Annotated in this window: 20 protein-coding genes; 13 read left to right on the top strand and 7 right to left on the bottom strand. The window is 57.7% G+C overall.

The features are described from left to right. Positions 1-63 precede the first annotated feature (63 nt). The 5 genes from AAE484_RS11595 (at position 64) to AAE484_RS11575 (ending at position 8,346) form a co-directional block, all read left to right on the top strand. Positions 64-1,035, top strand: a complete 972-nt coding sequence (locus AAE484_RS11595; protein WP_341938559.1) for an AAA family ATPase — start codon at positions 64-66, stop codon at positions 1,033-1,035. Between the two features lie 72 nt (positions 1,036-1,107). Continuing rightward, entirely contained in the window at positions 1,108-1,962 is an 855-nt protein-coding gene (locus tag AAE484_RS11590; RefSeq protein ID WP_341938553.1) for a hypothetical protein, read from the top strand. A gap of 562 nt (positions 1,963-2,524) precedes the next feature. After that, the gene (locus AAE484_RS11585; protein ID WP_341938552.1) at positions 2,525-3,178 is read left to right on the top strand and encodes a Pr6Pr family membrane protein; all 654 of its coding nucleotides are present in this window, start codon (positions 2,525-2,527) and stop codon (positions 3,176-3,178) included. Between the two features lie 401 nt (positions 3,179-3,579). Next, positions 3,580-5,985: a PKD domain-containing protein gene (locus AAE484_RS11580; RefSeq protein WP_341938551.1), complete on the top strand. Its 2,406-nt coding sequence runs from the start codon at positions 3,580-3,582 to the stop codon at positions 5,983-5,985. Positions 5,986-6,192: 207 nt separating this feature from the next. After that, positions 6,193-8,346: a glycoside hydrolase family 20 zincin-like fold domain-containing protein gene (locus tag AAE484_RS11575; RefSeq protein ID WP_341938550.1), complete on the top strand. Its 2,154-nt coding sequence runs from the start codon at positions 6,193-6,195 to the stop codon at positions 8,344-8,346. Positions 8,347-8,470: 124 nt separating this feature from the next. On the opposite strand, the gene AAE484_RS11570 is transcribed toward AAE484_RS11575, so the two are convergent. Continuing rightward, the gene (locus AAE484_RS11570) at positions 8,471-10,306 is read right to left on the bottom strand and encodes a starch-binding protein (RefSeq protein ID WP_341938549.1); all 1,836 of its coding nucleotides are present in this window, start codon (positions 10,304-10,306) and stop codon (positions 8,471-8,473) included. Positions 10,307-10,605: 299 nt separating this feature from the next. Here AAE484_RS11570 and AAE484_RS11565 point away from each other — a divergent pair, with 299 nt between their 5' ends. Further along, positions 10,606-11,196, top strand: coding sequence for an SCO family protein (locus AAE484_RS11565; protein ID WP_341938548.1), 591 nt, complete (start codon positions 10,606-10,608; stop codon positions 11,194-11,196). A gap of 49 nt (positions 11,197-11,245) precedes the next feature. Here the strand turns inward: AAE484_RS11565 and AAE484_RS11560 are convergent, their stop codons facing one another. Further along, positions 11,246-12,955, bottom strand: coding sequence for a hypothetical protein (locus AAE484_RS11560; RefSeq protein ID WP_341938547.1), 1,710 nt, complete (start codon positions 12,953-12,955; stop codon positions 11,246-11,248). Between the two features lie 122 nt (positions 12,956-13,077). Beyond that, positions 13,078-13,767, bottom strand: coding sequence for a substrate-binding periplasmic protein (locus AAE484_RS11555; RefSeq protein WP_341938546.1), 690 nt, complete (start codon positions 13,765-13,767; stop codon positions 13,078-13,080). A 281-nt stretch (positions 13,768-14,048) separates the two neighbouring features. Here AAE484_RS11555 and AAE484_RS11550 point away from each other — a divergent pair, with 281 nt between their 5' ends. Both AAE484_RS11550 and AAE484_RS11545 read left to right on the top strand, forming a co-directional pair. After that, the gene (locus AAE484_RS11550) at positions 14,049-14,489 is read left to right on the top strand and encodes a DUF6491 family protein (RefSeq protein WP_341938545.1); all 441 of its coding nucleotides are present in this window, start codon (positions 14,049-14,051) and stop codon (positions 14,487-14,489) included. 47 nt (positions 14,490-14,536) lie between these two features. After that, a complete protein-coding gene (locus tag AAE484_RS11545; RefSeq protein ID WP_341938544.1) occupies positions 14,537-14,770 on the top strand; it encodes a DUF5062 family protein in 234 nt (77 codons plus the stop codon). Positions 14,771-14,836: 66 nt separating this feature from the next. Here AAE484_RS11545 and thpD read toward each other — a convergent pair whose 3' ends face one another. Then, the gene (gene thpD / locus AAE484_RS11540; RefSeq protein WP_341938543.1) at positions 14,837-15,832 is read right to left on the bottom strand and encodes an ectoine hydroxylase; all 996 of its coding nucleotides are present in this window, start codon (positions 15,830-15,832) and stop codon (positions 14,837-14,839) included. A gap of 109 nt (positions 15,833-15,941) precedes the next feature. Beyond that, positions 15,942-17,747, bottom strand: a complete 1,806-nt coding sequence (locus AAE484_RS11535; protein ID WP_341938542.1) for an ABCB family ABC transporter ATP-binding protein/permease — start codon at positions 17,745-17,747, stop codon at positions 15,942-15,944. Between the two features lie 189 nt (positions 17,748-17,936). Between AAE484_RS11535 and AAE484_RS11530 the strand changes: the two genes are divergently transcribed. The 5 genes from AAE484_RS11530 (at position 17,937) to AAE484_RS11510 (ending at position 22,946) form a co-directional block, all read left to right on the top strand. After that, positions 17,937-19,136, top strand: coding sequence for an MFS transporter (locus AAE484_RS11530; protein WP_341938541.1), 1,200 nt, complete (start codon positions 17,937-17,939; stop codon positions 19,134-19,136). Between the two features lie 48 nt (positions 19,137-19,184). Continuing rightward, positions 19,185-19,985, top strand: a complete 801-nt coding sequence (locus AAE484_RS11525) for a MipA/OmpV family protein (protein WP_341938540.1) — start codon at positions 19,185-19,187, stop codon at positions 19,983-19,985. A 116-nt stretch (positions 19,986-20,101) separates the two neighbouring features. Further along, a complete protein-coding gene (locus AAE484_RS11520) occupies positions 20,102-21,529 on the top strand; it encodes a sodium/proline symporter (RefSeq protein WP_341938539.1) in 1,428 nt (475 codons plus the stop codon). A gap of 17 nt (positions 21,530-21,546) precedes the next feature. Beyond that, positions 21,547-22,779 (top strand): MFS transporter, encoded by a 1,233-nt coding sequence (locus AAE484_RS11515; RefSeq protein WP_341938538.1) that lies wholly within the window; start codon positions 21,547-21,549, stop codon positions 22,777-22,779. After that, entirely contained in the window at positions 22,779-22,946 is a 168-nt protein-coding gene (locus AAE484_RS11510; protein ID WP_341938537.1) for a rubredoxin, read from the top strand. Before AAE484_RS11515 ends, AAE484_RS11510 begins: the two co-directional genes overlap by 1 nt. 47 nt (positions 22,947-22,993) lie before the next feature. Here AAE484_RS11510 and AAE484_RS11505 read toward each other — a convergent pair whose 3' ends face one another. Together AAE484_RS11505 and mltF are read right to left on the bottom strand one after the other, a co-directional pair. Next, complete coding sequence (locus AAE484_RS11505) at positions 22,994-23,626, bottom strand: IMPACT family protein (RefSeq protein WP_341938536.1); 633 nt, start codon at positions 23,624-23,626, stop codon at positions 22,994-22,996. Positions 23,627-23,686: 60 nt separating this feature from the next. After that, complete coding sequence (gene mltF / locus AAE484_RS11500) at positions 23,687-25,156, bottom strand: membrane-bound lytic murein transglycosylase MltF (RefSeq protein ID WP_341938535.1); 1,470 nt, start codon at positions 25,154-25,156, stop codon at positions 23,687-23,689. Between the last annotated feature and the right edge of the window lie 174 nt (positions 25,157-25,330).

Here is a 25,330-nt window from a genome sequence, read left to right as displayed (position 1 = left end):
ACACGGCGAACAAATCTACATTAACTGGCTAAGCAACTGTCCGAATCAGGTTGACAGGTTCCGATACTGGCTTACTACTACCTGTATAGGCCGCAGCTTCTTATACTTGACGAGCCAGACTCGCACCTCCATCCAAATAACCAAAGAGTTTTGGCAAAATTGCTGACTGATGTGCAGAAAGAAACTAGCTGTCAACTGGTTATTTCAACACACTCAAGGCATTTCTTTGAGGCAATTAAAGGGGATGCAAAGGTTCATTGGGTAAACAATTGTAGTCTTGTCGAAGATTCTGGTGATCTGGAGCGAAGTGTACTCCTCGAGATTGGTGCATTAGATAAGGGGGATCAGCTTCGGAACGGGGAAGTACCGTGCATTCTACTAACCGAAGATACAGATCCACGTTATATAGAATTACTGGCAGAAGCATCAGGGTTTGTTCCTGAAGAATTTGAAATTTGGTCATACGAAGGCTGCTCGAACATAAATACTGCATTAGCGATCAATGCATTCATTGCTGAGCATGCGCCAGGCACAAATGTTGTTGTACACAGGGATAGAGATTATATGTCAGACGAAGAGGTTCAAGCCTACAAAGCGAAGCTAGAGCCCATCGGAATCAAAGTTTTCATAACTGCAGGTAATGATGCTGAGGCCCACCTTGTAAATACTCATCACATATCTGACCTTTACCCCCGTGTGACGCTACAGAAAGTAAATGAGTTGATAGAGGAAGTCTTAGACGAGCGTCGCGACGCCATACTCAGGAAGTATATAAACACTATCCATAATCGTAAACTCCAAGCGTCCTACAAAGGCGGTGATAGGCCTGACCCTGGGGCTATCGCGCTAGGTTGCACTCAAAGCTATGACAACGACAGGCGAGGACATATGCATGGAAAAATCGTAGAAAGTGCTTTACGGGCTAAACTTCAAGCTGAAGTGGGTGGAAACATTGATCTTTGCAGAATGTCTGATCATATCTTGTGTGAGGACCTTCAAGGATTTGCGAATGAAATTTGGCCTGAGCAGGAATAACAATATGCGTTACTCGGATGCACCAAAGTGCGCCGGTGCGCTTTGGTGTTAGGCTTCATGGCGAGTCTTAAGATGCTGATGGAAGAAACGGAGTTCAATTCAGAGATGCAGCGCACTGATGCTGAGTTCGCTGCGCGTACAGTTCCGATTAATGCAAGACCAATTCAGGCGATGATAAGTATTTCCAGGAAGTATAGCGCCTCTTGCTCCATTGCAAATGGAATTTCTGAAAACCTTTCTTTTCCCGTAACCCCGGCGAACCTTGGGGACCATGTAAGTCGCTGGTACGAAGACAACTATGGCTCAAAGACGCACGTTGATCCCAGTCCCGGAAGATTTCCATTGCTAATCGAAGGGGCAGCCTATGCGTGCCGAATCCCACTGGTCTTTGGGTCAACGCTTGTCGTCACTTCGAAGGGCATGAAGCCAAACAAGGCTATTCTCAATACGCTCGATCATGTCGTGGATCTTCCGGTTGCGGTTAGATCCAGAATGAGCGGGTCAGTAGAAAATGAAATTCAGGCAGTGTTCGAAACCTGCATTGAGGTGGCACAGGATGTTCGTGCGTTTAAGACGCCAATCATGTTTAGTGCAAGAACGGATATTCTTGTTAGCTGCGACTTGGTGTGCGGATTCAACGTCAATCCCTCTCTGTCAGCATGGCATGCGCTTCAGTTCGCTGAAAAAGTCCTAAAACAGTACATTTCGGCACATAAAGAACCGCCGCGGGTTCACGATATACCAAGGCTGATTGAGGTTGCGCAATCGCTCGGATACAAAATGGACCCAAGTCTTGATGTCAGTATCTTTAGTTTCGGTCCCTCGGTCAGGTACGAGCCTGATGCAATCAATCTTGAGCGAGCGGTGCGTATCAACCATGAGGCGTGGCGTGTTGGGTATAACGTACTTAAGCAAGCTGAATCCTAACCAGTGCAGTCATGGTGACGGCTTTTCCATTGCGGCTTCGCCTCCATGAACTTACACCACTTTCGCGGATAGTAACTTGGTGTCAAGGTTGAACCGCGAGAGAAAGAGCTATACATTACTCCGCTCCCTCGGGCCTGAGGCTGGAATCAAACTAGGTGATCCGTGCCCACCCAACCACCAATGCTCCTCACATGGCGGTCCTCTCCCCATAAGACTTGATTCATGAAGCAATGGTCCAGCTGGAGAGGCGCTGCGTACTTAGCGGTGTAAAAGACCTTTAAAGAGCCGGAGCTCCCATGTCCCAAGACCCCAAGAAAGCCGAAGCCACCGCTTCACCCCGCCTGCCTTGCCGAGGCTGCCTCCCCAGCTGTGCCAACTACGACCGCTGCGAGGGTAAGCCCTGGCGCATGCCAACCACTGATAAGGCGTAAGCCTGGCGTTCTGTCTCTGTGGCCACAGACGCAGTATATGGTTGTCCGCACGCCCAAAAGGTGGAAACATGGGCTTTACGGAGTCGTAGGAGTACGCGTGGCTTCCTAACGTCCGGAAGGGGTGCGTTCGCATGAATCAGAGTCGGGTCGTTATTACGCCCAGTGCCCGGGCCCGCCCCTGGGTTATGGCGCTGGCCGCGCTTATCTGGATCACGCTGTTTCTGCGCCTGGGGTTGGTGGTGGAGGAGCTGTGGCGGGCCGGTGATCCGCTATTCTGGGCACTGGGTCGATTTGGCTACTTTACCGTGCTGACCACGTTGCTGGCGGCTCTGTCCGTCACTGCAGGGCTGTTCTCTCGGCGTGATGCTGTCATCGGCTCGCTGGCCAGCGTCAGCTTTGCGGGCCTGGTGGCGACCAGTCTGGTGATGGTGGCGCTTGTCTATACCCTGGTGTTGCGCGCTCAGTGGGACCCTCATGGGCTGCACAAGGTGGTGGACAGCCTGTTGCACGATGTGATCCCCCTTGCGTTTCTTCTGTATTGGTGGTGGCTGGTGCCCAAGTCGGCGCTGCGTTACCGCATGGTTCTGTACTGGCTCTGTTACCCGGCCTTTTATCTGCTGGTGGTCATGGTATTGGGGTTGGCGATCGGCTGGTATCCCTATCCCTTCCTCGATGTGCCGGAGCTGGGTCCGCTGCGTGTGCGCTTTAATGTCGTTGCCTTGCTTGGGCTGTTTGCGGCCCTGGGTGCTGGTCTGATTGCTGTTTCGCGGCGGTGGGGACGGTAATCAACGCCCTCTGTCAGGGCTTTCACCAGTGGCAACTGGTTCCTGCCCGGCGCCAAGACGGAGGTCAGTCACCCGGGGCGGCATCGACACCGATCCGGTCTCCTCAAAGCCGTTTGAAGCTAAAAAGGCACTTCTGTACCCAACATTAATTATGTGCATTGGCAATATGGTGTGTATACTGTGGATATATGCGCCACTTTTTTGTGATCTCGTTCGCGAAGACAGCCTCTCCGGTATGCTGAAAACGCCGCAGGTTTAAATGGACGAATGACTTAGATTTGTCAGCCACATTCACATCTCGTGTTTGCCTTACGGCTCTTGTTGATTCTGGCTTTGTCCGTTGTAGGGCTGGTCACCGATCTCAGTGCTCACACAGACACGGCAATCAACGAGGATTAGTTATGCATGGCCGAATCTGCACTCACGGTTTTCTTAAAATACTTCTAGTCGGATTTCTTACCTCAGTACTTGCTGCCTGTGGTGGCGGCGGTGGAAGCTCCACTCCGCGCGAAAATCCCGATTCCCCCTCCACCGGGGAGGATCCCACGCCTTCTGAAGATGAATCCACACCGCCCGAGGAGGAGCCCACCTCTCCTGGAGAGGAACCCACATCGCCCGATGAGGAGCCCACTCCTTCTGGAGGTACGCCCAACGGCTCAATCGATTTGCGTGACTATATTATACCGGCGAATGACGCTTATTATGGCTTCGATAAATACGTCAATGATGACGGTACGGTCAGATTGGGCGATAGCTATACTGTTGAATGGGAGATATCAACGGACTCTGCGACTTCGAGCGATTCAGAAGGCTTTGTAGAGTATTTTGTCTTTAACGATGAGACGATTTATTCAGACCTTCCCAGACATATCGACTCCAACGTCGAGTACGAGTTTGCAGGAGGGTATGAATTCAAAGCGTTTGGGCCCTTTGAAAACCACGAGTTCTCTGTTGAGGGGGCGTCTTTATCGCGAACCGATAGCGGCGTTCTCATCGCTATAGTTCGAGACCCGAATTACGACGACGTGACGGTGTCTTACTATGTTCACGGGGTCGGTCAGATCGGTTTGAAAGGCTATTACGAGTGTCCGTCCGATATAGCTTTATCTTTGACCGCCAACTACAGAGGTTTATGCCGGGCCGACTTCGACATCGAAATTTTAAACCCTGATCCAACGCCCATTGTAGAAGAACCCCTACCTCCTAAAGAGGAGCCTACACCTTCGGAACCTGTCACGCCTATTGCCAATGCTGGCGCGGAACAGAGCGTTCTGGCGGGTGAGTGGGTCTCTCTGGATGCCAGCCATAGCAACGACCCCGATGGGACCATCTCGAGATACCGTTGGGTTCAATTGAGTGGACCCACTGTGACTTTAAGGTACTCGGATACGCTTATCACCGAATTCGAGGCGCCCTTTGTCAGGTCATCCGAGCCCTTGACCTTTCAGGTTACCGTTACTGACTATGACGATTTGTCCAGCACGGATTCGGTGGAAATTACGGTCACCCCGGCTTACTACAAGGGCCCACCGATACAGTTGCATCCATACGGTTATGGTCTATCAATGGTGGACAGCTTCAGGATGGGTCTTCAAGACTTTTTTATCACCTGGGGGACTGATTCAGAAGGAACACGCTCGCTGTATTTCACCGGAGACACTTGGCAGGGCTTTCACAAGATTGCCGACCCAGACGACCTCCTGCCACAAGGTGCGTTCGCGCGGCTGTTTGATCGAAAGCCAACACCCTCAGGTAACGGTTTCTACGGAACCTACGGCTACGAGGGCGATAGAAAGAACGTCTTTGCTCTGGCCGCGGCAAACCTACAGCCGTCACTTGAGCACTTATGGTCCTTCGAGGGGGCTGATTTTTTTCGAACCCGCTTGGGGGAATTCAATATGCCTGACGGGTTTTACTTTCTCGCACGGACTTCAAATCAGGACGGGTTAACAGAAAACTTTTACCGTTATGCGGATAACGCCGCAACCAGGGTCACTTCATACGACATACCTGTTGAGGGCGGGTCGGGAGCACTCGTTTCGGGTAGCCCTCAGGCTACACCGACATCAATCTACTACGCGCTCATTGGGGATGGCTACTGGCGCATAAACGGAGGATCGGTGAGTGAGGTCACCCATAACGGTGGCGAATTCCATATGAAGGACTGGGCTGGGTACACAGTCAGAACCGGCGGTATTGAAGACGTCTATGTAGTGGGCTATGAGAATAATGATCCAAACACTAATGATCTGGCTCTGTATCAAATAGTGGGGTCTGAAGCCGTCCTCCACAACAGCTGGAAAGGTTACGTCTACACGCAGTATCTTGGCAATTATGGCGGTTCTGCCTATTCCCGAGTGCGCGATACTGATTCGCTGGAATATAAGCTGGTTGCGATAAATTACCTGGGCACGGTGGCCGAGGTTAACGCCCCTGTCTCAGTCATGCCCATGTTGGCTGACGAATACGGCGAGTGGTTTAGGGCGAGTAGCGGGGGCCTGTGGTTCAAAAATGTTAACGGATGGCAGTCCGTTGGCCTTGATACTAAGGAACTGGTTCCGATGGATGGCTACTACCTGGCAGGAGGAGGGCGCGCGCTCATTGAAGATGATGAGTACAGGTGGCAGTGGGGTGTCTACAAAATCAGCATGGACTTCACGAGCATGTATCCCCAGGTGGAATTGGTATGGGAGTCGGAGCACGAAGTAAGAAATTTGACCTATTATGAAGGGAATCTCTACTTCGAATACACGACTGCTCTACCGAGGGAACTGCACGGCACGCTATACATTCCTTACGTCGACTGACCGCTACGTGAGACCAATAATCAAGGCAGCCATTTTTAAGAGCTGGCACCTGCGATAGACGGCCCTCGACGCCCTTGGTGTCCGATGTCGCCGCTGGGCGCCGGTCTGATTGCTGTTTCGCGGCGGTGGGGTCGAGCGAGATGGTTTTCTTGACTATATGGGTCGGGCTGGTTAACGTTAAACCCTGATTGATAGGGGTTAGCGCTTATGACAATAAAATACTGGTTTCTTCCTTTTCTTCTTGTCTCTTGTCTGAACGCGGGGGCGGCCTGGGCGCAGAAAGTGACGCTGGTGTTCGACGAAGAGCTGCCCCAGGCGGCCTACGCGGCCCGCAAGTTGGGCGAGGCGCTGGACGAGCGCGGCTACGAGGTCGGCGACCGGCGCCGTGGTTACGATCAACTGGTCAGCCTGTCGGTGCACCCGGAGCGGTTGGGTTCGGAGGCCTTTGCTATCGTGCCCGATGGAAAGGTCATCAGCGTCTACGGCGGGGATAAGCGGGGCCTGATCTACGGAGCGCTCGCCCTGGCGGAAAGCCTGCGCACCGGGACATTGCTGGAGGACGTGACGGCGGTGGAGGAGGAGCCCGAATTGGCGTTTCGGGGAATCAAGTATAACCTGCCCTGGGAAACCTACCGGCCCAGCTCGGCTCTGGATCAGCACTATGAGACGGCGCAGGATCTGGAATACTGGGAGGCGTTTCTGGACATGATGGTGGCCAACCGCTTCAACGCCATCAGCCTGTGGAACATGCATCCCTACACCTTCATGATCAAGCCAAAAAACTTTCCGGAGGCGAGCCCCTGGTCGAAGCGGGAGCTGGCCGATTGGCAGGAGCTCTACCGCGGCATCTTCCGTCTGGCCAAAGAGCGGGGCCTGGACACTTACCTTGTCCACTGGAGCATTTTCGTCAGCCAGGAATTTGCCGAGGCCCACGACGTGGCGCAACAGAACTTTTACCCGCACTACTATGTGGAGGGGGAGACCTCGGAAATCGTGCGCCGCTATCTGCGCGAGAGCGTGACTCAGGTGCTGGAGGAGTACCCCAACCTGGACGGCATCGGCATCTCTCACGGCGAGGGCATGGCGGGCATGACGCCACTGGAGCGTCAGCGGTGGATGGACGACGTGCTGATCGCCGGCATGCTGGAGGCGGATCGGCCGGTCAAATTGATTCACCGCGTGCCTTTCTCTTCCGGTACCAGCTCGGAGCCCGGCGCGAGCAAAGACGTGGAAGTCGTGACCCGCGACGCCATGGAGCAGTTGGAAGACCGGTTCGACGGGCCCATCTGGGTGGAGATGAAGTTCAACTGGTCCCACGCTCATTCCACGCCCAAGCTGGTCAAGGTCCACGGCGGCGAGCTGGGCGATACCTACTTCGATCCGCCGCCGGAGAATTACAAGATCACCTGGCAGGCACGTAACGAGGATTTCTTTGCCCTGCGCTGGGGTGTGCCCGATTTCATCCGTGAGCACATCGCCCTCAACGGCCAGGCGGACTACGTGGGCGGTTATTTCGTCGGTTCGGAAACCTACATCCCGGCACTTGATTACTTTACCGCCGTGGATGAGCCGGTGGACTGGCGCTGGGCTTTCGAGCGCCAATGGATGTTCTACAAGCTGTGGGGCAGGCTGCTGTACGACCCGGAAACGCCGGACGCCGTTTTCCAGGCGGAGTTCAACCGCCGCTACGGCCCCCGGGGCGACAATCTGCTAAACGCACTTTCCCTGGCCTCGTCCACCCAGCTGCGCCTGGCTTCGCTCTACGACTCGCGCTGGGACTTCACCCTCTATAGCGAAGGCTTTCTCGCCCTGCAGGGTGACTACACCCGCTACATCTCGGTAGACCATCTGATCGACCACCCCACCATGGACCCCGATTACGTATCGGTGGCCGACTATGTGGAAACCCTCCACCGGGGCGGCTCCTTCGGCGTGGATCGCGTTACCCCGCCGATCCTCGCCGACCGGCTCGAGCGCGACAACCGCGAGGCCCTGCGCCTGGTCAAGGACATCGACACCGCCGGCAACGCTTCACTCTTGTACGAGGTGGCGGACATCAAAACCTGGGCCAATCTGGGCCTGCACCTGGCGGAAAAGCTGAGGGGCGCGGCGGCCCTGCACCGCTACCGCCTCTCCGGCGACGAGGAGCAAAAGCAGGCTGCCGTTGACCACCTGCAACAGGCGCTGGCCTATTGGGATGAAGTGATCGATATCACTCGCCCGCTCTACCGCGACATGCGCCTGACCCACTACAACCACAACTTTTTCGAGGCCAATGACGACAACCTCTTTCACTGGGCCCTGATCCGCGACCAGGTCGCCCGGGACATCGAGATTGCCCGGGAAAGTGAGGTCAGGTGAGACGTCTGGAGCATTGAAAAGAAGCACCCGTAATAGAGAGATTACATTATGGGTTGCCGTCGATTATTTTGTCGCCGACAATTTGCGCGCTCAGTGGGACCCCCAGTGGTTGCAGCCAGCAAGGTTACAGCTTGGCGCCAGAGTGAATGGCAATCGCGCTCATGCTATCCAGGTCAACACTAACCTGGACTGATTCATCAACCACGATGGTTGCATTACAGCTGCTGTTCGTCGCATCGAAATCGACATCGATCACATTGCAGTATTCGCCCGGTGCCATTCCGGTTTCCAGGCTCTGGGTCAACTGTGAGTCACTGCGATTGATGATCACAAAACCCTGCTCACCCCGACCGAAAGCTAACTGATTGCCCTCAGCCCACCAGTGGGTTACCGGTTCGGACTCCGCCTGATGACGGAACGCGACCATGTTGGCGATCGGTCGCCGGCGGTGTTCGCAAACCCAGTCACCCTCAGAGCAGTTGGGGGAAGCACCGCCATGCACCGGGCGGCTCGGCGGCCCGGCGTCCGTATCGGTGAACTCGTAGCTGGACATGACTTTCGGGTGGCCATAGGGCCAGGCCAGCATAAAGACGTTGGCCAGATCGTACAGGGTGTCGTCCTGGTAAGTGACCACATCGCCGCCGCCACCGTGGCCGCGCTGGTTGTCGTGGTTGTCGATAAAGACGACGGCATGATCGCCAGACATCATACCCACGGCCGGACCAAACGCTTCCAACGAACTCAGCTCACGCTCTTTGAAAGTCCGGCCGATTTGCCCGCTGTACTGAAACTCGGTGACGTCAGAGAGGTCCGTATAGTCAGAGGCGCTGACGGCCTCGGAGCCGTTATCAATCACCTCCTGGAAAATATAAACCTCTTCATGCAGGCGGCCAAGGATTGACTCGATATCAGCCACCGCCGTGTGTTTGGCGGCATCAATACGGAAACCCTTAACGCCAATACCAATCAAGTCATTCATATAATTGGCCAGGCTGGCACGCACATTCTCGGAGCCGGTGTCCAGATCGGGTAGGTTATTCAGCCGACAGGTTCTGACGCGGTTGGCATCGTTTGCATAATCCTCGCCTTGAATGTGGCACACCTCGTGAAAGTCTTCGGGTGCAAAGCCCACATAATCCAGCGTTTCCGGATCGTATGCAGTACCGGCCGTTCCCGTATCTGCAGTGCCGCGCTCTGCCATGTGGTTGATCACCGCATCCACATAGATGTCCACGTCCTCCGCTGCACAGCGCTCAACCATATCGATGAATTGGGCCCGAGTGCCACTGCGACTCTGGTCAATGTTGTAGTCCACGGGCTGGTAACGAGTCCACCACTCGGGCCCCTGAATATGTTCCTGAGGTGGCGATACCTGTACGGCGTCATAGCCTTTGGGCCCCAGCCACTGTTCACATTCCTGGGCGATGTCACTCCAGGACCACTCAAACAAATGAACAAATACGCGGTTCTTGCCGGTGGGCAATGCCCCCGTACCCGTATCCTCCAGGCATTCGTCCAGACTCATCCAACTGCCATTGCTATAACAATTGTTGGCTGCATCAAACGCCGCATCCGCCGTTTGCGCTGAGCCCTCATCATTGAACACAATAGCGATATCGGCATCGGCCGGCACGCTGGAGGGGAAGCTGTAGGCGTAGACCTGCCCCTCAAACAGCGTCATGGCCGATCCGGGCCACTCCGTTGCCCAGGAAGAGTTTTCAACGCCCGATTCCCAGTAGTGCACATGGGGTGCGGAATAACCCAGGGTGTTGTTCAGGTAAACGGTGAGCGCTTCTGGGTCGCTGGAAGAGCTGGCGTCGGAAGAGCTGCTTTCGCTGGTACTACTGTCACTGACAATGCTCGCACTAGAATTGCTGTCAGTGGAGCTGCTGCCACACCCAGCGAGCACCGTACAGCCCAGGAGGAGTGCCAGGAGAGAGTGGTAATGGCGTACTTGCATAGATAACTCCTCAGAGAAAGTTATTAGTTTTTATTAGGGACTGCGAACACCTTATTCTTCCCTCGGATGGGGAACCCTAAGATAGGCGTGCGAGAGTCGCTAGATGAATACGTATGTAAGGGGCCACATTTCTATAGAGGCATATTTGCACTTTTACGCCCCATGAGTATTTCCACAGACCCGATATTCAGAACCCGATTGAAGATCCGTGTCGCCCTGAATGACATCAGGCTGTCAGTCTTGCAGTTGTGGGTGGCGAGTAGGATACTGGGCTTTCCGGATCACGGAGGTCGCTGACCATGTTTCGAGTTCAACCGGTTTGGTGTCTCGCATTGATTCTCGTGTTGTCGGCTTGTAGCCGGCAGGACGACCCGCTGACGTTGGCACACGGGACGCTGACGTCCTCCCCCCAGCCGGTCGCGGAATTCCAGCTGACAGACCAGACGGGTGCGGCCTTTTCCAGAGAAGATCTGCTCGGTCAATGGACGGTGCTGTTTTCCGGTTTCACCCACTGCCCCGATGTGTGCCCACTTACCCTGAGTAAAATCCGTAACGCCGAGGATCGGCTGGAGCCCCCGGTGCATCATCAGGTGGTGTTTGTCAGTGTCGATCCCGGGCGGGACACGCCGGAGCTGCTGCGGGAATATCTGGGGTTTTTTGACCCTGACTGGGTGGGTCTGTCCGGAACGGGGGCTGAACTCGATCCTCTGCTCGATAGCCTGGAGCTGGCCTATGTGCGGGTGCCTCTGGGCACGGAGGGTGACTACACCATGGATCACACCACGGCGGTGGTGTTGATCGACCCCAAGGGCCGACTGGTCGGCTACTGGAAAGCGCCGCTGGACGAGCGGCAACTGGCGGCGGACTTGGCCACTCTGCCCGCACCCTGAGGGCGCGGGCAGACGAGGGCCGACGGAGGGTAGAGAACCAGCCGGTGTGTCAGAGCCTGGATGACGTCAGTTCGATATCCGCGTGGGCCCAGGCTTTGTCAAAGCGCTCGGCCACATCGTCCGCGCTGTCGTCGTCACCCTGGGCCCGGAGCGCCTGCTCCAGCCCGAACAGTGACCAGCCGTTTTCCGGATTGCGGCGAAGCTCGGCCCGATAGGCTTCTTCGGCCTCGGTCGGCCGGCCGGCTTCCAGCAGGATGGCTCCCAGGGTCTGGCGCACGGGCGCATGCCAGGCGGGCGGCTCGGCGTAAGGCAATTCATCCTCCATCTTCGCGCCCTCCTCAAGCGCAGTCACCGCGCCATCAATATCTTCCTCGGCCCAGGCCAGTTCCCCCGCCAATACCCGTTCCGCCACACGCACTCCCAGAACAAGCGAGTAACGGTTCCAGACCTGCATGGCTTCAACGCGCGGATCCTCGGCGAACCGGGACAAGGCCGCGTGATGCGCCTGCGCGTCGGACACCTGTCCGTTACGAATGGCAGCCATTCCCCGGGCATATTCCCACATGGCGATCATGTAGGGTAGATCGTCTGCCGGCTTGGGGGTTTCGGCAATCTCATCCCACAGGCCAAACCGCACCCGCGCAAAGAGGGGAGACAGGGCAAAATCCTGCATGGCCTCCATGCCCGGTGCCCGCATCAACTCCCCGTCACTGGTGCGATCGTGGGTCGACTCGGCGGCCGCCAGTGCCGTTGCCCGGTTACCGGCCATGCTCGCGGCAAACCACAGAAAGTGATGGTTGTGCGGCACGTAACCCAGGGGGTAAATCCCGGGGCCGGGACGGCAGGCGGCGAGATAGGCATTGTCGGCCTCGATTGCGCGCTCGTTGGCAAGCACGGCGTCCTGCCAGCGCCCGACCCGGGCATAGATATGGGCCGGCATGTGTACCAGATGACCGGAGCCCGGTATCAGGGTGCGCAGCCGGTCGGCGGCCACCACGCCCCGCTCGGGCTCGTCTGACGCCTCCACCGCGTGAACGTAGAGGTGGAGAGCACCGGCGTGCTCGCCATCGCGCTCGATGATGCCTTCCAGCACCTCGACAATTTCGGCGGTGTTACCGGTGGGGTTGCCTTCACTGTCCCAGAAGTCCCAGGGTTGCAGGTCCATCAGGGCTTCGGCGTAGAAGGCGGCCGCATCCAGGTCGTCGGGGTACTGCTCCACCACTTCGGCCATGGCATCGGCGTAGGAGCGATCCAGCGCTGAACGGTCGTCGGGCGGATTCTCGGCGTAGCGTTCCCCCAGAGCGCGAATATAGGCCTGTTCACGTGGAGTCGCGTTGTCTGCCAGAGCCTCCGCCGCCTGCAGGCGTTCCCAGGCGGCCTGATTGTTGGCCGGGTCCATTCCGGCGTTCACATGGGGTCCCAGCACCAGGGCCGCACCCCACCAGCACATGGCACATTCCGGGTCCAGCTCTACCGCTTTGAGGAAGGACCGCTCGGCGGCCTGATGGTTGAACCCGTAGGTCAGCATCAGCGCCTGATCAAACCATACCTGGGCGTCGGGGTGTTGGTGGCTGATGGGGAAGTGGTAGTCACCCAGGCCATCGAGAAGAGTGGCGCCAACGGGGGCAATTTCAGGCAGGTAGTTATCGGGGGAGTCGTCGGGAGCGGCGGTGCGGTCGTTCGTTTCGCGTTGGCAACCGGTGGCCAGTAGAGCAATGAGCGTCAGACAAATATACCAGGGAGGGCGGAAGCGTCGCATGATGGATACCTCTCAAGTCCGTCTAAGGGGCTATTTAAATTACGCCGCTCGGGTCGCTGCGTCAATTATAGTTCTGGCCTAAGTGGAGTTTGTTTAAGAACAAGTAGGCCTGAGCCTGGACGTCAATTTATGTCAGCCGTCTCGCCACTGTTGTGTAATTGCTGCAACGCCCGGGACAGTGGTTGCACCAGATCGCTGTGCTTGTGGTTGAGGTAGTGGTGCAACGTAAAATACCGCACCGGTTCTTCCAGTATCCGCACATGAGACCAGGATTGGCTGTGAATGGGAGAAGAGCCTTCGATATCGGAAATCAGACCGACCTCGATACGGCCCGATTCCAGGAGTCTCAGAATCTGCTCGTACCGATCAACGAGAATGACATTCATCCCCTCGGCGGCCATCTCGGCGACCAGTACGCCCCGGCGCACACCGATTCGCATCGAGCCGAGCTGCTCTTTGTTCCATTGGCCCAAGTCCGGGTTGAGGGTAACGGCGTGTAGTGTGCCTAACAACAGCGGGGTTGGCACTTTGATCAGGTTGGGGTAGTCGTCTTCAATATCGCCAATGCGGAACAGATCTCCGTCCACGGTGCCACTGTTGGCCATCATCAGCGCGCGATTGGATGGGACTTTCAGGGTGCTGAACTGGCGACCGATCCGGCCGTAGGCTCGTGCCAGAATGCGAACAGCCACTCCGGTGGCGGGCACGTCTTCAATGGTGGTGAAAACAAGTTCCTGTTTCTCTTCGGCATGAACCGGCAAGGCCAGGCAGGCCGCCAGAAGGGTGAAAATGGTAAATCCGATCTTCTTCACGCCAACTCCTTTACAGTGAGATACCCAAGGAAGTGTAGCTCATTAGATCGATCGTGGGAGTAGAGCTCAGTGCCGGGTTGAAGTCAGTGGTTATTGACCGCTTGCGGCAGGGCCTGCGAATGAGATGTATTATTATCCTTGGCGGTGAGGCCCGATTTCAGAGTCGGCGCGGAGCCGGAGGGCGTGATGCGTGAGCGTGTTTTCCGTTATGGTGCTTGATCGAACCAGATGGCGGCGTTACTGTCACAGAATGGAACAAGTATTAATCCCAGGAGGTTTTTATGATGATCAAATCCCTTTTGTCAGGCGTGGGCCTGGCGGTGCTGGTGTCCGGCTGTGCCCAATGGGGCAACGACTCGGTTCCGCGCTTTCACCAGATCCTGAAAGACACCACCGGTCAGGATGGTCGCGCCTGCATCAGGCACAGTGATATTCGCGGCTACGGGGTGCTGGACGAAGAGGTGATTTCCATTGATGCCCGCCGCGAGTACTACCTCGCGACCGTATTGCCCGGCTGTCACGCGCTTGAGACTTCGCCTCGTGCGATATTTGAGGAGCGCTTCAGCGAGGTGTGCGGCGGTGGCCGCGACCGGGTCCACGTGGAAGATGGCCACTGCACCATCCGCCAGATTTTCGAGTTTGAGAATCGCGAAGCGGCCTTTGAAGCACACCGCAAGGCGATTGAAAAGCGCGATGAGCTGAGAGCGGAAGCGGAAGAGTAATACGTGGGCCGTTTTGAAGCGTACTCTACGACAGATTTGGGACAGTTATGAAGAAGCTGAAGAATGAAAAGGAACTGATCAAAAAAGCGATCGCGCTGGGCGTCGAGTACGGTGAAAAGCGGGGCGTGGTGGAATTTGAGCCGACCGATTCGGCCCACGAGAAGTGTGAGTATATCTATCGGCTGCTGGTGCACGATAAAGTGATCCAACCGCTGCCGGAGGATCAGGTGTCCCAGAAGTCCATTCAGCACAAGCTCGCGATCTGGGCTTCCAAGCAATAGCGAGCCGGATATCCCGGAGACCAGAGCCCGGCGGAAGTCGCAGGGCTCTGACAGTCAAACGGCCCGTTAGCGCAGTGGGCTGACCCCCTGGCCGGCCAGTTCGGGAAAGTCGTCGTGCATGTCCAGCACGCGGGTATTCTCGCGGGCGCCGAGATGCTCCGGGCGCCGACCGGGTGCCGCGTAGGGCTCCTCTAGCGTATTATCAATACTGTTGTAGACAAAAAACAGGTTGGAGCGCGGCCAGGGCGACATGTTCTCATTCGAGGCATGAAGCGTGTTGCACTCAAACAGCAACAGTGAGCCGGCCGGGCCTTTGGGCGCCTTTATGCCGCCGCCACGATTGACCAGCCGGGCCAGCGCGTCTTTGTCCGGTACACCGGTGGCCTGGTGTTTCAGTGATTGCTTCCAGTTTTCCTCGGGTGTCTCGCCCACACAGGGGATAAACCACTGGTGAGAGCCGGGAATCAGCATCAACGGGCCATTGAACTCGTTGTTGTCGGTGAGCATGATCGAGGCGCTCACCGCGCGCATGCGGGGCATGCCGTCTTCGGCGTGCCAGGTCTCAAAGTCCGAGTGCCACTGAAAGCCACTGCCCTGAAAGCCGAACTTGTCGTTGATGCGCGATTGGTGAATGTAGACATCACTGCCCAGCAGTTGGCGCACCATGCCCAGAATGCGGGGGTCGCGTGTCAGGTGGTCGAAGTTCTCCGAGATTTCATGCATGCCGAACACCGAGCGGATATCGCCGCTGTTCGGGTCGGTAATCACTTTGTCCGAGCGCATCAGCGACTCGTCGGCGGCCATTTCTTTGAGCTCATCAAAGAAGGGCGCAACGCGATGTTCGGAAAAGAAACCTTCAAACCACAGGAAACCATCGCGTTCGTAGCGGGACAGGGCCACCTCGTCCAGTGGGCCTTCCCAGCGCCGATAGGTTCGGGCGTGAACCACCGGGTCCAAGCGTTTGATCGGCTCCGGGTAGGAGTGCGACAGCGAATCCTGGGATAGTCGTGTGGGAAACGGATCGTAACTTTTGATGTTGAGCGGTTCGGCGTGTCCGGCCATTGTAACCTCCTTACGTGCGTCTATCAGTTTTACGGCCGCTGGGTTTTCATTGTAAAAAACGGCGGCTGGTAACCAATGTGCGGACGTGGCGCTTAACTTCAACCCCTGGTCAGGACTTCTGCGACTGCTGCTGTAGCTCCCACAGCTGTGCGTAACGTCCATTCTGTGCCAGTAGCTGCGGGTGGTTTCCCTGCTCGACCAGCTGGCCTTCATCGAGTACCAGGATGTTGTCGGCATCCACAATGGTGGAGAGCCGGTGAGCAATGACAAGACTGGTATGGCCCGCCGATACCTCGCGCATGGCAGCCAGGATGGCGGCCTCGGAGTTGGAGTCGAGCGCCGAGGTGGCTTCGTCGAACACCAGGATGGGGGCGCCCTTGAGCAGAACCCGCGCGATGGCGATGCGCTGCTTCTCGCCACCGGAGACCTTGAGGCCACGCTCGCCCACGATGGTCTGGTCGCCCTGGGGCAGGGCGGCGATAAAGCCGTCCAGGTGGGCCATACGGATGGCCCGGTCGATCGCCGCATCGGAGGCCTCCGGGTTGCCGTAGGCGATGTTCTCGCGAATGCTGGTGTTGAACAGCACCGTGTCCTGGGGGACCACGGCAATGGCGCGTCGCAGGCTCTCCAGTGTGACCTGGCGGATGTCCTGATCGTCAATGGTGATGGTGCCACCGTCGACGTCATAAAAGCGGTAGAGTAGCCGGGCGATGGTGCTTTTGCCGGCGCCGGAGGCCCCGACGATGGCGATGCGCTCGCCCGCGGCTACCCGAAATGACAGGCGGTTCAGAATGGGTCGTTCAGCATGGTAGCCGAATGATACATCGCGAAATTCAATCTCGCCGCTTTCCACAATCAGTGGTCGGGCCTCGGGCGCGTCTTCGATGCGCGGCTCGCGCTGAAGCAGCCCGAGCATGTTTTCCAGGTCGGTCAGCGCCCGGCGCATTTCCCGATAGACAAAGCCGAGAAAGTTCAGGGGGATGAACAGCTGGATCATATAGGCGTTGATCATGGCCAGATCACCCAGGGTCATGGATCCGTCGATGACCGACTGAGCCGCCATGAACATCATGCCCGTAATGGCGGCGGCAATGATCAGTGCCTGCCCGGAGTTGAGTGCCAACAGGGACAGGCGGTTTTTGAGTTTGGCTTTTTCCCATTGGGCCAGAAAGTCGTCATAGATGTGAGCTTCAAACTGTTCATTGTTGAAGTATTTGACGGTTTCGTAGTTGAGCAGACTGTCGACGGCGCGGGTGTTGGTGGAGGAGTCGGCCTGATTGGCTTCGCGCACAAAGCGCGTGCGCCACTCGGTGGTCCAGACGGTGAAGCCGATATAGACCGAGACGGCGGCCAGGATGATCAGCGCGTACCAGACCGAGAAGGCCAGGGTAAAAATGGCGGCGACCATGAATATTTCAAACAGCGTGGGCACGATGTTGAACATCAGCGAGCGCATCATGAAGTTGATGGCATTGGTGCCGCGCTCGATGTCCCGGCTGATGCCGCCGGTTTGTCGGCTCAGGTGAAAATCCAGCTCCAGCCGGTGCAGATGCTCGAACACACGCAGGCCGATGCGGCGCATGGCCCGCTCGGTCACGCGGCTGAAGATGGCATCGCGCAGCTCCCCGAAAAACACGGAGCCAAAGCGTAAAAAGCCGTAGAACAGAACGAAGGTGATGGGCAGTACCAGCTCGGGCTGCAGGCTGCGATCGACGCCGTCGACGATATGCTTGAGCGCCCAGGGCATGGCCAGAGTGGCGCCCTTGGCCGCCAAGAGCGCGAGTATGGCCAGGCACACGCGGCCTTTGAAATCCCAGAGGTAGGGCCAGATGTAGCCCCATACCTGACGCAGGTTGATGCGCGGCACCGAGGGATCGGGCGCCGCAGGTGGGAGCCGGCTGGACATTCCGCGCATAGAATCCTCAATGTTGGGGTGTGGCCAGTCAGGAATGGCGCCAATGCTTGTGACACCAGAAGTGCCATGATGCCAGTTTGAACCGTAAAAATCTCAGTGGATCCGGTCAGCCGAAGCTCGCGCGCGGGCTTTCCCGGATTTCGATCCGCTATAATGACCTTTTCGTTCTTTGTCGCCTCTGGGAGTCCTATGGATCAGGTTCAATCAACAGAAAAGCGCAATATCGCCATTCTGGCGCTCAGCCAGACCCTGTTCATGATCGTCTCGATTACCGTCATGACCTTGAGCGGGGTGGTGGGGTACCGTCTCAGCCCGGAGCCGGGACTGGCAACCCTGCCCATTGCCATGATGATGGTGGGGGCCGTGGTGTCCACTCTGCCGGCGTCGCTGTTTATGAAGCGGGTAGGGCGGCGTGTCGGGTTTCTGGTGGGTGCCGGCGTCGGGGGGATTGGCGGCGGCCTGCTGGCGTTTGTCGCGGTTGCCCTTGACTCCTTCTGGTGGTTTTGCGCCGGCAACCTGCTGTTGGGGCTTTATCAGGGCTTCGCCATGTATTACCGGTTTGCGGCGGTGGATGTGGCCAGTCCCGGCTTTCGCAGTCGTGCCATGTCGCTGGTGTTGGCCGGCGGTGTCGCGGCGGCCTTTCTCGGTCCCTGGAATGCGAGCCTGACCAACACCTGGATTCCCGCGGTGCGCGATGGCGGCCCCTACGTGATGATCGCTGTCATGGCGCTGCTCTCTGTCTTTTTCCTGCACTTTCTGCGTGTGCCGGCGGCGGGGGAGCCGCATCCCGGCGAGCGTTCGCGCCGTTTGAGTGAGATAGCGGGTCTCGGGCATTTTCGGCTCGCAGTGCTCACCAGTGCGGTCGGCTATGCCATCATGATTCTGGTGATGACCGCCACACCTCTTGCCATGCGGGCTTCGGGCTTTGAGATGGAGCAGGTAGCGTTCATCATGCAGTGGCATGTGCTGGGGATGTTTGTGCCCTCATTTTTTACCGGCAGTCTGATTGCGCGCTTTGGCGTCCTGTCAATACTGCTGTGCGCGGCCGTGCTGCTTGCGGCAGCCTCTCTGGTCGCGTTTCTCGGGGAGAGCCTGCCTCATTTCTGGCTGGCGCTGTTATTGCTGGGCGTGGGCTGGAATTTCTCGTTCATTGGTGGCAGCGCGCTCCTGGCCAGTACCCACAGCGAGTCCGAGCGGGGCAAGGTGCAGGGAGTGAACGATTTGGTCGTGCTCTCGCTGGTGGCAATTGGCTCGCTGATGGCGGGCACGTTGTTTCATCATCTGGGCTGGAGCGGGCTCAATGCAGCGATGCTGCCCGCCTCGGTATTGATAGCTTTTGGCGTTGTCGGTGTCAGGTTTACAGAGGCCCTACGTCAACGCCAACCATAAAAGTACGCCCGCCTGAACCCAGGGTGCGCACGCGGATTGAGAGGGTTTATGAAACGAAGTTGGTGGCAATGTGCCTGTGTCGTCCTGGGCGGCATGGCGATCCTGAATGCGCCTGTCATGGCGGACGAGGTACAGCACGAGCTCTCCGTGGGTCTGGGGCTTGGCGGCGTGATCGCGCCAGACTATCGGGGTTCGGGTGAGTATCAACGCACAATTTCGCCCATTCCCTATTTTGTGTACACGGGTCGCTTCTTCAAGGCGGACCGAGACGGGATGCGTAGCGATCTGTTTCAGGGCGAGTCGTTTGAAATCAACTTCAGCGCCAGTGCGACCCTGACACCCGAGAGCCATCGCACCCCACGGCGCGATGGTATGCCGAGCCTGTATTCCACCCTGGAGTTGGGGCCTGCGTTGAACATCAATCTGACCGGTGAGCGTATCAATGACGGCTGGATGCTGAGCCTGCCTTTGCGCGGCGTTGTCGCCATCAGTGCCAATCCTGAATGGGTTGGTTGGGCGGTGAGTCCGCAAGTGGTGCGGCGCTGGCGTAATGAGGAAAGAACACTCACTTTTCGCACAGGCCCTTACTTTGCCGATCAAAGCTACCACCGGTATTACTATCAGGTTGAGTCCCAATATGCTCGGGAAGACCGTCCGACGTTTGATGTGGGAGCGGGGTACAGTGGCTGGAGTAGCCAACTGGTGTTCAGCCAGCGCCGGGGCGACTGGTGGTTTGGTATCTACGGGCGTTACGAGAACCTGAGTGGCGCGGTGTTCGAGAAGAGCCCCTTGTTGGAGACAAAGCACGTCTTCAATGTCGGTGGCGGTATCAGCCGCATCTTCTTCTAGCTCAATGTGGTTCGGACGGGGGCTCAGCGTCGCGATGCGCCCACCCCGGATTTTGTCATCGACCCTGATGCTGGGCTAAACTCCGGGAACAATCCGCAAAACCAAGGGCCCAGGTTATGATGATTGCCAGCTTCGTGTTTTTTCTGCTGATTTTTGTTGCCATCGGCGCCTGGTCGGTGGTGGCCAGCAAGCGTACAACGGCGGATTATCTGACGGCGGGGCAGAGCATCAAGCCCTGGCTGGTGGCGCTCTCGGCGGTGGCCACCAATAACAGCGGCTATATGTTTACCGGCATGATCGGCTTCACCTATGTGAACGGTCTGTCGTCCATCTGGTTGATGATCGGGTGGATTCTGGGTGATTTTATCGGCTCTATCACCCTGTGGCGCGCCATTCGTGATACCACGGAAAAGCGCGACCTGCACTCTTTCAGCGGGCTGGTGACCCGCTGGTGGGGGCAGCACTATCGGCGGCTGCGGGCCTTGTCGGGTGTGCTGATTCTGCTGTTTCTGGGCACCTACGCCGGGGCCCAACTCAACGCCGGCAGCAAAGCCCTGCACGTGGCTCTGGACTGGGATCTGGCCACGGGCGCCTGGATCGGGGCCATCATTGTACTGATTTACAGCTTCGCCGGCGGTATTCGCGCCTCCATCTGGACCGATGCGGCGCAATCGGTGGTGATGGTGGTGGCCATGCCCTTGATGATGTGGATGGCCGTGCAGGAGGTTGGCGGCTGGAGTGCGATGATGGAGGGGCTGCACTCGGTTGAGGGCGGCTACATGAACTGGTTCCAGCCCGACAGCACGGTCTGGTCGGCCCTGCTGTTTGTGGTGGGCTGGTTCTTTGCTGGCTTTGGTGTGGTGGGCCAGCCCCATGTCATGGTCCGCTATATGAGCCTGACCGACGCCTCGTTGATGAATCAGGTGCGGGTCTACTACTATGGCTGGTTTACCTTCTTTTATGGAGCCACCATCATTGTCGGGTTGTTGTCGCGCCTGATCATCACCGATCGGGCGGAATTCGACAGCGAGTTGGCGCTACCGACCATGGCGGTGGAGTTGATGCCCGCGATTCTCGCCGGTGTGGTCTTGGCCGGACTGTTTGCCGCGACCATGTCCACTGCCGATTCACTGGTGCTGAGCTGCTCGGGGGCCATCTCCCGGGACCTGCGCTCCGACCGGCCGCTTGGCTTCCTGCAGACAAAATTGGCGACGCTGCTGGTGATCGGTATTGCGTTGATACTGGCCCTGTACGGCAACGACAGCGTTTTTGAGCTGGTGGTTCTGGCCTGGGGGCTGCTCGCGTCCGCTTTTGCGCCACTGCTGCTGATTTATCGATTTCGGCGGTTGCCCTCGGAGCCACAGTGCATCACCATCATGCTCGCGGGCGTGGTCGCCTATCTGGTTTCCCACTACACGGTGGTGTCTGATTACGTCTATGAATTGATGCCCTCCATGCTGGTGGCGTTCATCACCTATGCGCTTATCAATGCGGTATCACCGGTGGAGCGGATTCCGTCTTCTTTTTCCAATGACGCTCAATGAAATAGGTGAATCTCAGGTTGTCTGATTCTTTCAAAGCCCGCCGCCGGTCGGCCTTTTCCTCGCCGGAATTCCGGCGCTACTACGCGGCCAGCTCCTGCTCCACCTTCGGGCTCTGGATCATGCGCTTCATGCTCGGCTGGACTGCCTGGTCCCTGACCGAGTCGGCGTTCTGGGTGGGGCTGGTGAGCACCGCCATGTTGATTCCGACCTTTCTGCTGTCTCCCATTTTCGGGGTGGTGGCCGATCGCATCAAGCTGCGCACCGGGCTGCTGACCACCACGCTCTGTCAGGGGCTGGTGGGGGTTGCCGCCGGCAGTACCTACTGGGCGGGCTGGTTGACCATTGAGTGGTTGCTGGTCTTGACCTTCTTCAAGGGAATGGTGACTTCCGCCCATCAACCCATGCGCCTGTCCATGATGCCGCGCTTGATCGATCGCTCCCTGCTGCCCAGTGGCATCGGCCTTTCGGCCATGATGTTCAACTCTTCGCGCATTATCGGGCCGGCGGTGGGCGCGGGGCTGTTGTCGCTGACTTCAAGTGGGGTGGTGTTCTGGGTGTCGGCACTGCTGTTTTTTGTGGCTTTTGCGCTACTGTTCCGGTTACCCCCCTTGTGGCCCCAGACCGTGGATGAGCCCAAAACCATGGCCCAGGATCTCGGCGCGGGCTTTCGTTTTGCGGTGGCCAGCCCCTCCATCCGGCTGATTTTTTTACTGGTGGTCATCAACGGTGTGCACGGTCGGACCCTGATCGAGTTGTTGCCGGCACTGTCCGGGCAGCTGCTCAACGGGAGTGCCAACACTCTGGCTCTGTTGACCGCGCTGGCGGGGTTCGGCTCTATCCTGGGCGGGTTGATCATGTCGCGTCAGCGCGGCAGTGAGCGTCGTCTCGTCCGGTTGGTGTATCTGTCGCTCGCGCTGGGCGCCGCAGCGTTGCTGCCGGTGCACTGGTTCAATCAGGTGGTGGCCATCAGTCTGATGATCTTTGCGCTGAGTCTGTGCCTCACCGTGGTGGGCACCGGTTGTCAGGCACTGATCCAGTTGACGGTAGAAGACGAATACCGGGGGCGGGTGCTGAGCCTCTGGACCGTGCTGGCCATGGGGGTTCCGGCGATCGGGGCCTTTGTCATGGGCGCGCTGGCCGACGGCTGGGGCTTCGCTCCGGTACTGGTGGGGTTCAGTCTGGCCGTGATAGCCGTTACCCTGTTACTTCTGCCCTTTCGACGGGTCGTTCAGTTAAAGGAGACCGATTGATGAAACGCTGGCAATGTATGATGTGCGGGTTCATTTACGACGAGCAAGAGGGCTGGCCGGAAGACGGCATTGAGCCCGGCACTGCCTGGGAAGATGTGCCCGATGACTGGGTCTGCCCCGATTGTGGTGCCAGTAAAAGCGATTTTGAAATGGTTGAAGTCGACTAGACAAAGCGCTCGTTGATCGCCCCTTTTTGGAAGGCTCTACGATTCGCTCAAAGCGCCGGATGCCAGTAAAAATTTCCGCTGGTCAAATGTTGTACCTCCGCTTGCAGCTCAAGCCGTTGATCCAGAGGAACGTCGACGGACAGGGTCACAGACTGGGCATAGTCGGCGCTGATGACTGCGATCTGTCGTTGTTCCAGGCAGTGCCGGACCCGCTCTTCATGGGCAAAGTCTACATCGATAAGAATGTTCTGCGTGGGAGTTACCTGTCGCCACTGGGCCCGATCCAGTGCCTGCGAAACCGATGCACCGTAGGCCCGTACCAGCCCGCCAGCCCCGAGCTTGACTCCGCCGAAGGTGCGCACCACGATCGCCAGGCAGTCGCTGGCCCCGCGTTGGGTGAGGACATGCAGGATGGGTTTGCCGGCGGTGCCGGAAGGTTCGCCGTCGTCGTTAAAGGCCTGACTTCGCGGCTGATCGGCCGGTCCGAGCAGGTAGGACCAGCAGTGGTGCGAGGCATCGGGGTAGCGTGACTTGATCCTCTCCAGTTCCGCCATGGCCTGCTCGCGGTTATTCACAGGAAAAAGCAGGGCGGTAAAAGTGCTGCGCTTTTCTTCGACTACCGCCTCGGTGGGGGAGGCCAGTGCGGTGTAGGGGACTTGCGGCGACGGGGTATTTTCCATGATCGGCCTGGCGTCAGGCGCGACCGGGTGTCGCGCCTGTCTGATGATTGGCGGTGAAGCTTACAGCACCGACAGTGGCATGTTCAAAGCCCGGTGGCTGATTCTGTGTTGCTCTTCCTGTTTTTGGGTTTCAGCCATGCGCCGCTGCTCCTGCTGATTGTTCCAGGCGATGATGCTGTAGAAGTTGCGAATGTTGCGCACGTAGGTGACCGGTTCCCATCCGCGTGCATAGCCGTAGCGGGTGTATTTGTAATAGCCGCGCTTGGCCAGCAGGGGCAGGTGCTCGCGCACGTCTTCCCAGCGGTCCGGGTTGTGGCCCAGCGCCTGGGTGATTTTGCGGGCGTCTTCCAGATGTCCCATGCCCACGTTGTAGGCGGCCAGCGCCAGCCAGGTGCGATCCTCACCCTGAATACGTTCGGGTAAGCGGTGGTAGAGGCTGTGAAAGTACTTTGCGCCGCCGTAGATGCTCTGGGCAGGATCGAGCCGGTTGCTGATCTCCATGTCCTTGGCCGCCGCCATGGTCAGCATCATCAGCCCCCGGACACCGGTATAGGAACGGGCCTCCGGGTTCCAGTGCGATTCCTGGTAGCTGATGGCGGCCAGCAGCTGCCAATCCAGGTCAAACTCTTCGGCCGCCGCTTTCAGCGCTTCTTCCCATTGGGGCAGGCGCTTTTCCAGGCGGTAGGAGAAGAGCAGGGCACCACCGGTGGTGACTTCGTTGATGTGTTCGTACAGACGCTCTTCGATACCCGCCAGGGTGCCATCGGCTTTGATCCGCTTCATGTAGTCCTGCGCAGCCCGGTACAGGCTCTCATCCTGACTTTGCGGAAAAGCCCAGGCCAGCTCCTGGGGTTCGCCCAGGGCAAAGGCGGCGCGTGCGCGGGGGAAAACGTGGCGATTGAGCTCGTAGGCGTTGGAGTCGACCACAGCGTAATCCACCTGACCACTATGCACCATTTCCAGCAGGTCGATCATCTCGACCGAGGTTTCTTCCCGCCAGGTCAGTTCCGGGTGCTTCTGCTGGAGCTCTTGCAGACGTTCGGCGTGTGAGGAGTCGGCGATGACCAGAATATCCTCGCCAATCAGGTCTTCAATCGACTCGGGGGCCGGTGTGCGGCTGTTATAGAGTACCTGCTGAGTAATGGTCAGATAGGGCTCATTGAATTTGACTTTCTTCTGGCGACTGTCGGTGATGGTCAGGCCGGCGGCCGCCAGGTGAGTCTGGCCTTCCTGGACTTTGGCGAGCATGGTCTGCAGGTTTTCTTCATCTTCAATGACCAGCTTGACGCCCAGCTCGTTGGCGAACTGTTGCAGCATCAGATACTCGAGACCGGTTTGCCCGTGGGGGCCCTGATAGTAGGTGGTGGGACCGTTGCGGGAGACAACCCGCAGCTCCCCCAGAGCGATGACCCGCTCCAGCGTGGTCGGTGGCTTGCTGCCGACCAACAGAAGGCTGACGGCGATCAACGCCAGACAGATTGAAGTGTATGACAGCGCCCGGATAAAGCCCTGTGCTTTGCTGACATCCATTTAGGGTAGCTCCTCACCGATGTTACGGATGTGGAGTCAGATCCTTCCTTAACTCATCTGACCCGTGCAAAATTTGTGCGATTCTAATGCTTGTGGCTGTGAACCGCTAGCTTGTATTTTGACCAATTTTAGGGTAGAGGATTGGCCAATTGGTCGCATTTTAACCGAAATCCA

Origin of the sequence: Marinimicrobium sp. C2-29, from assembly GCF_038419845.1 — a bacterium.
Classification (GTDB): domain Bacteria; phylum Pseudomonadota; class Gammaproteobacteria; order Pseudomonadales; family Cellvibrionaceae; genus Marinimicrobium.
The sequence above is the reverse complement of the archived record's forward strand: the minus strand, read 5'-3'. Positions and strand labels throughout refer to the sequence as shown.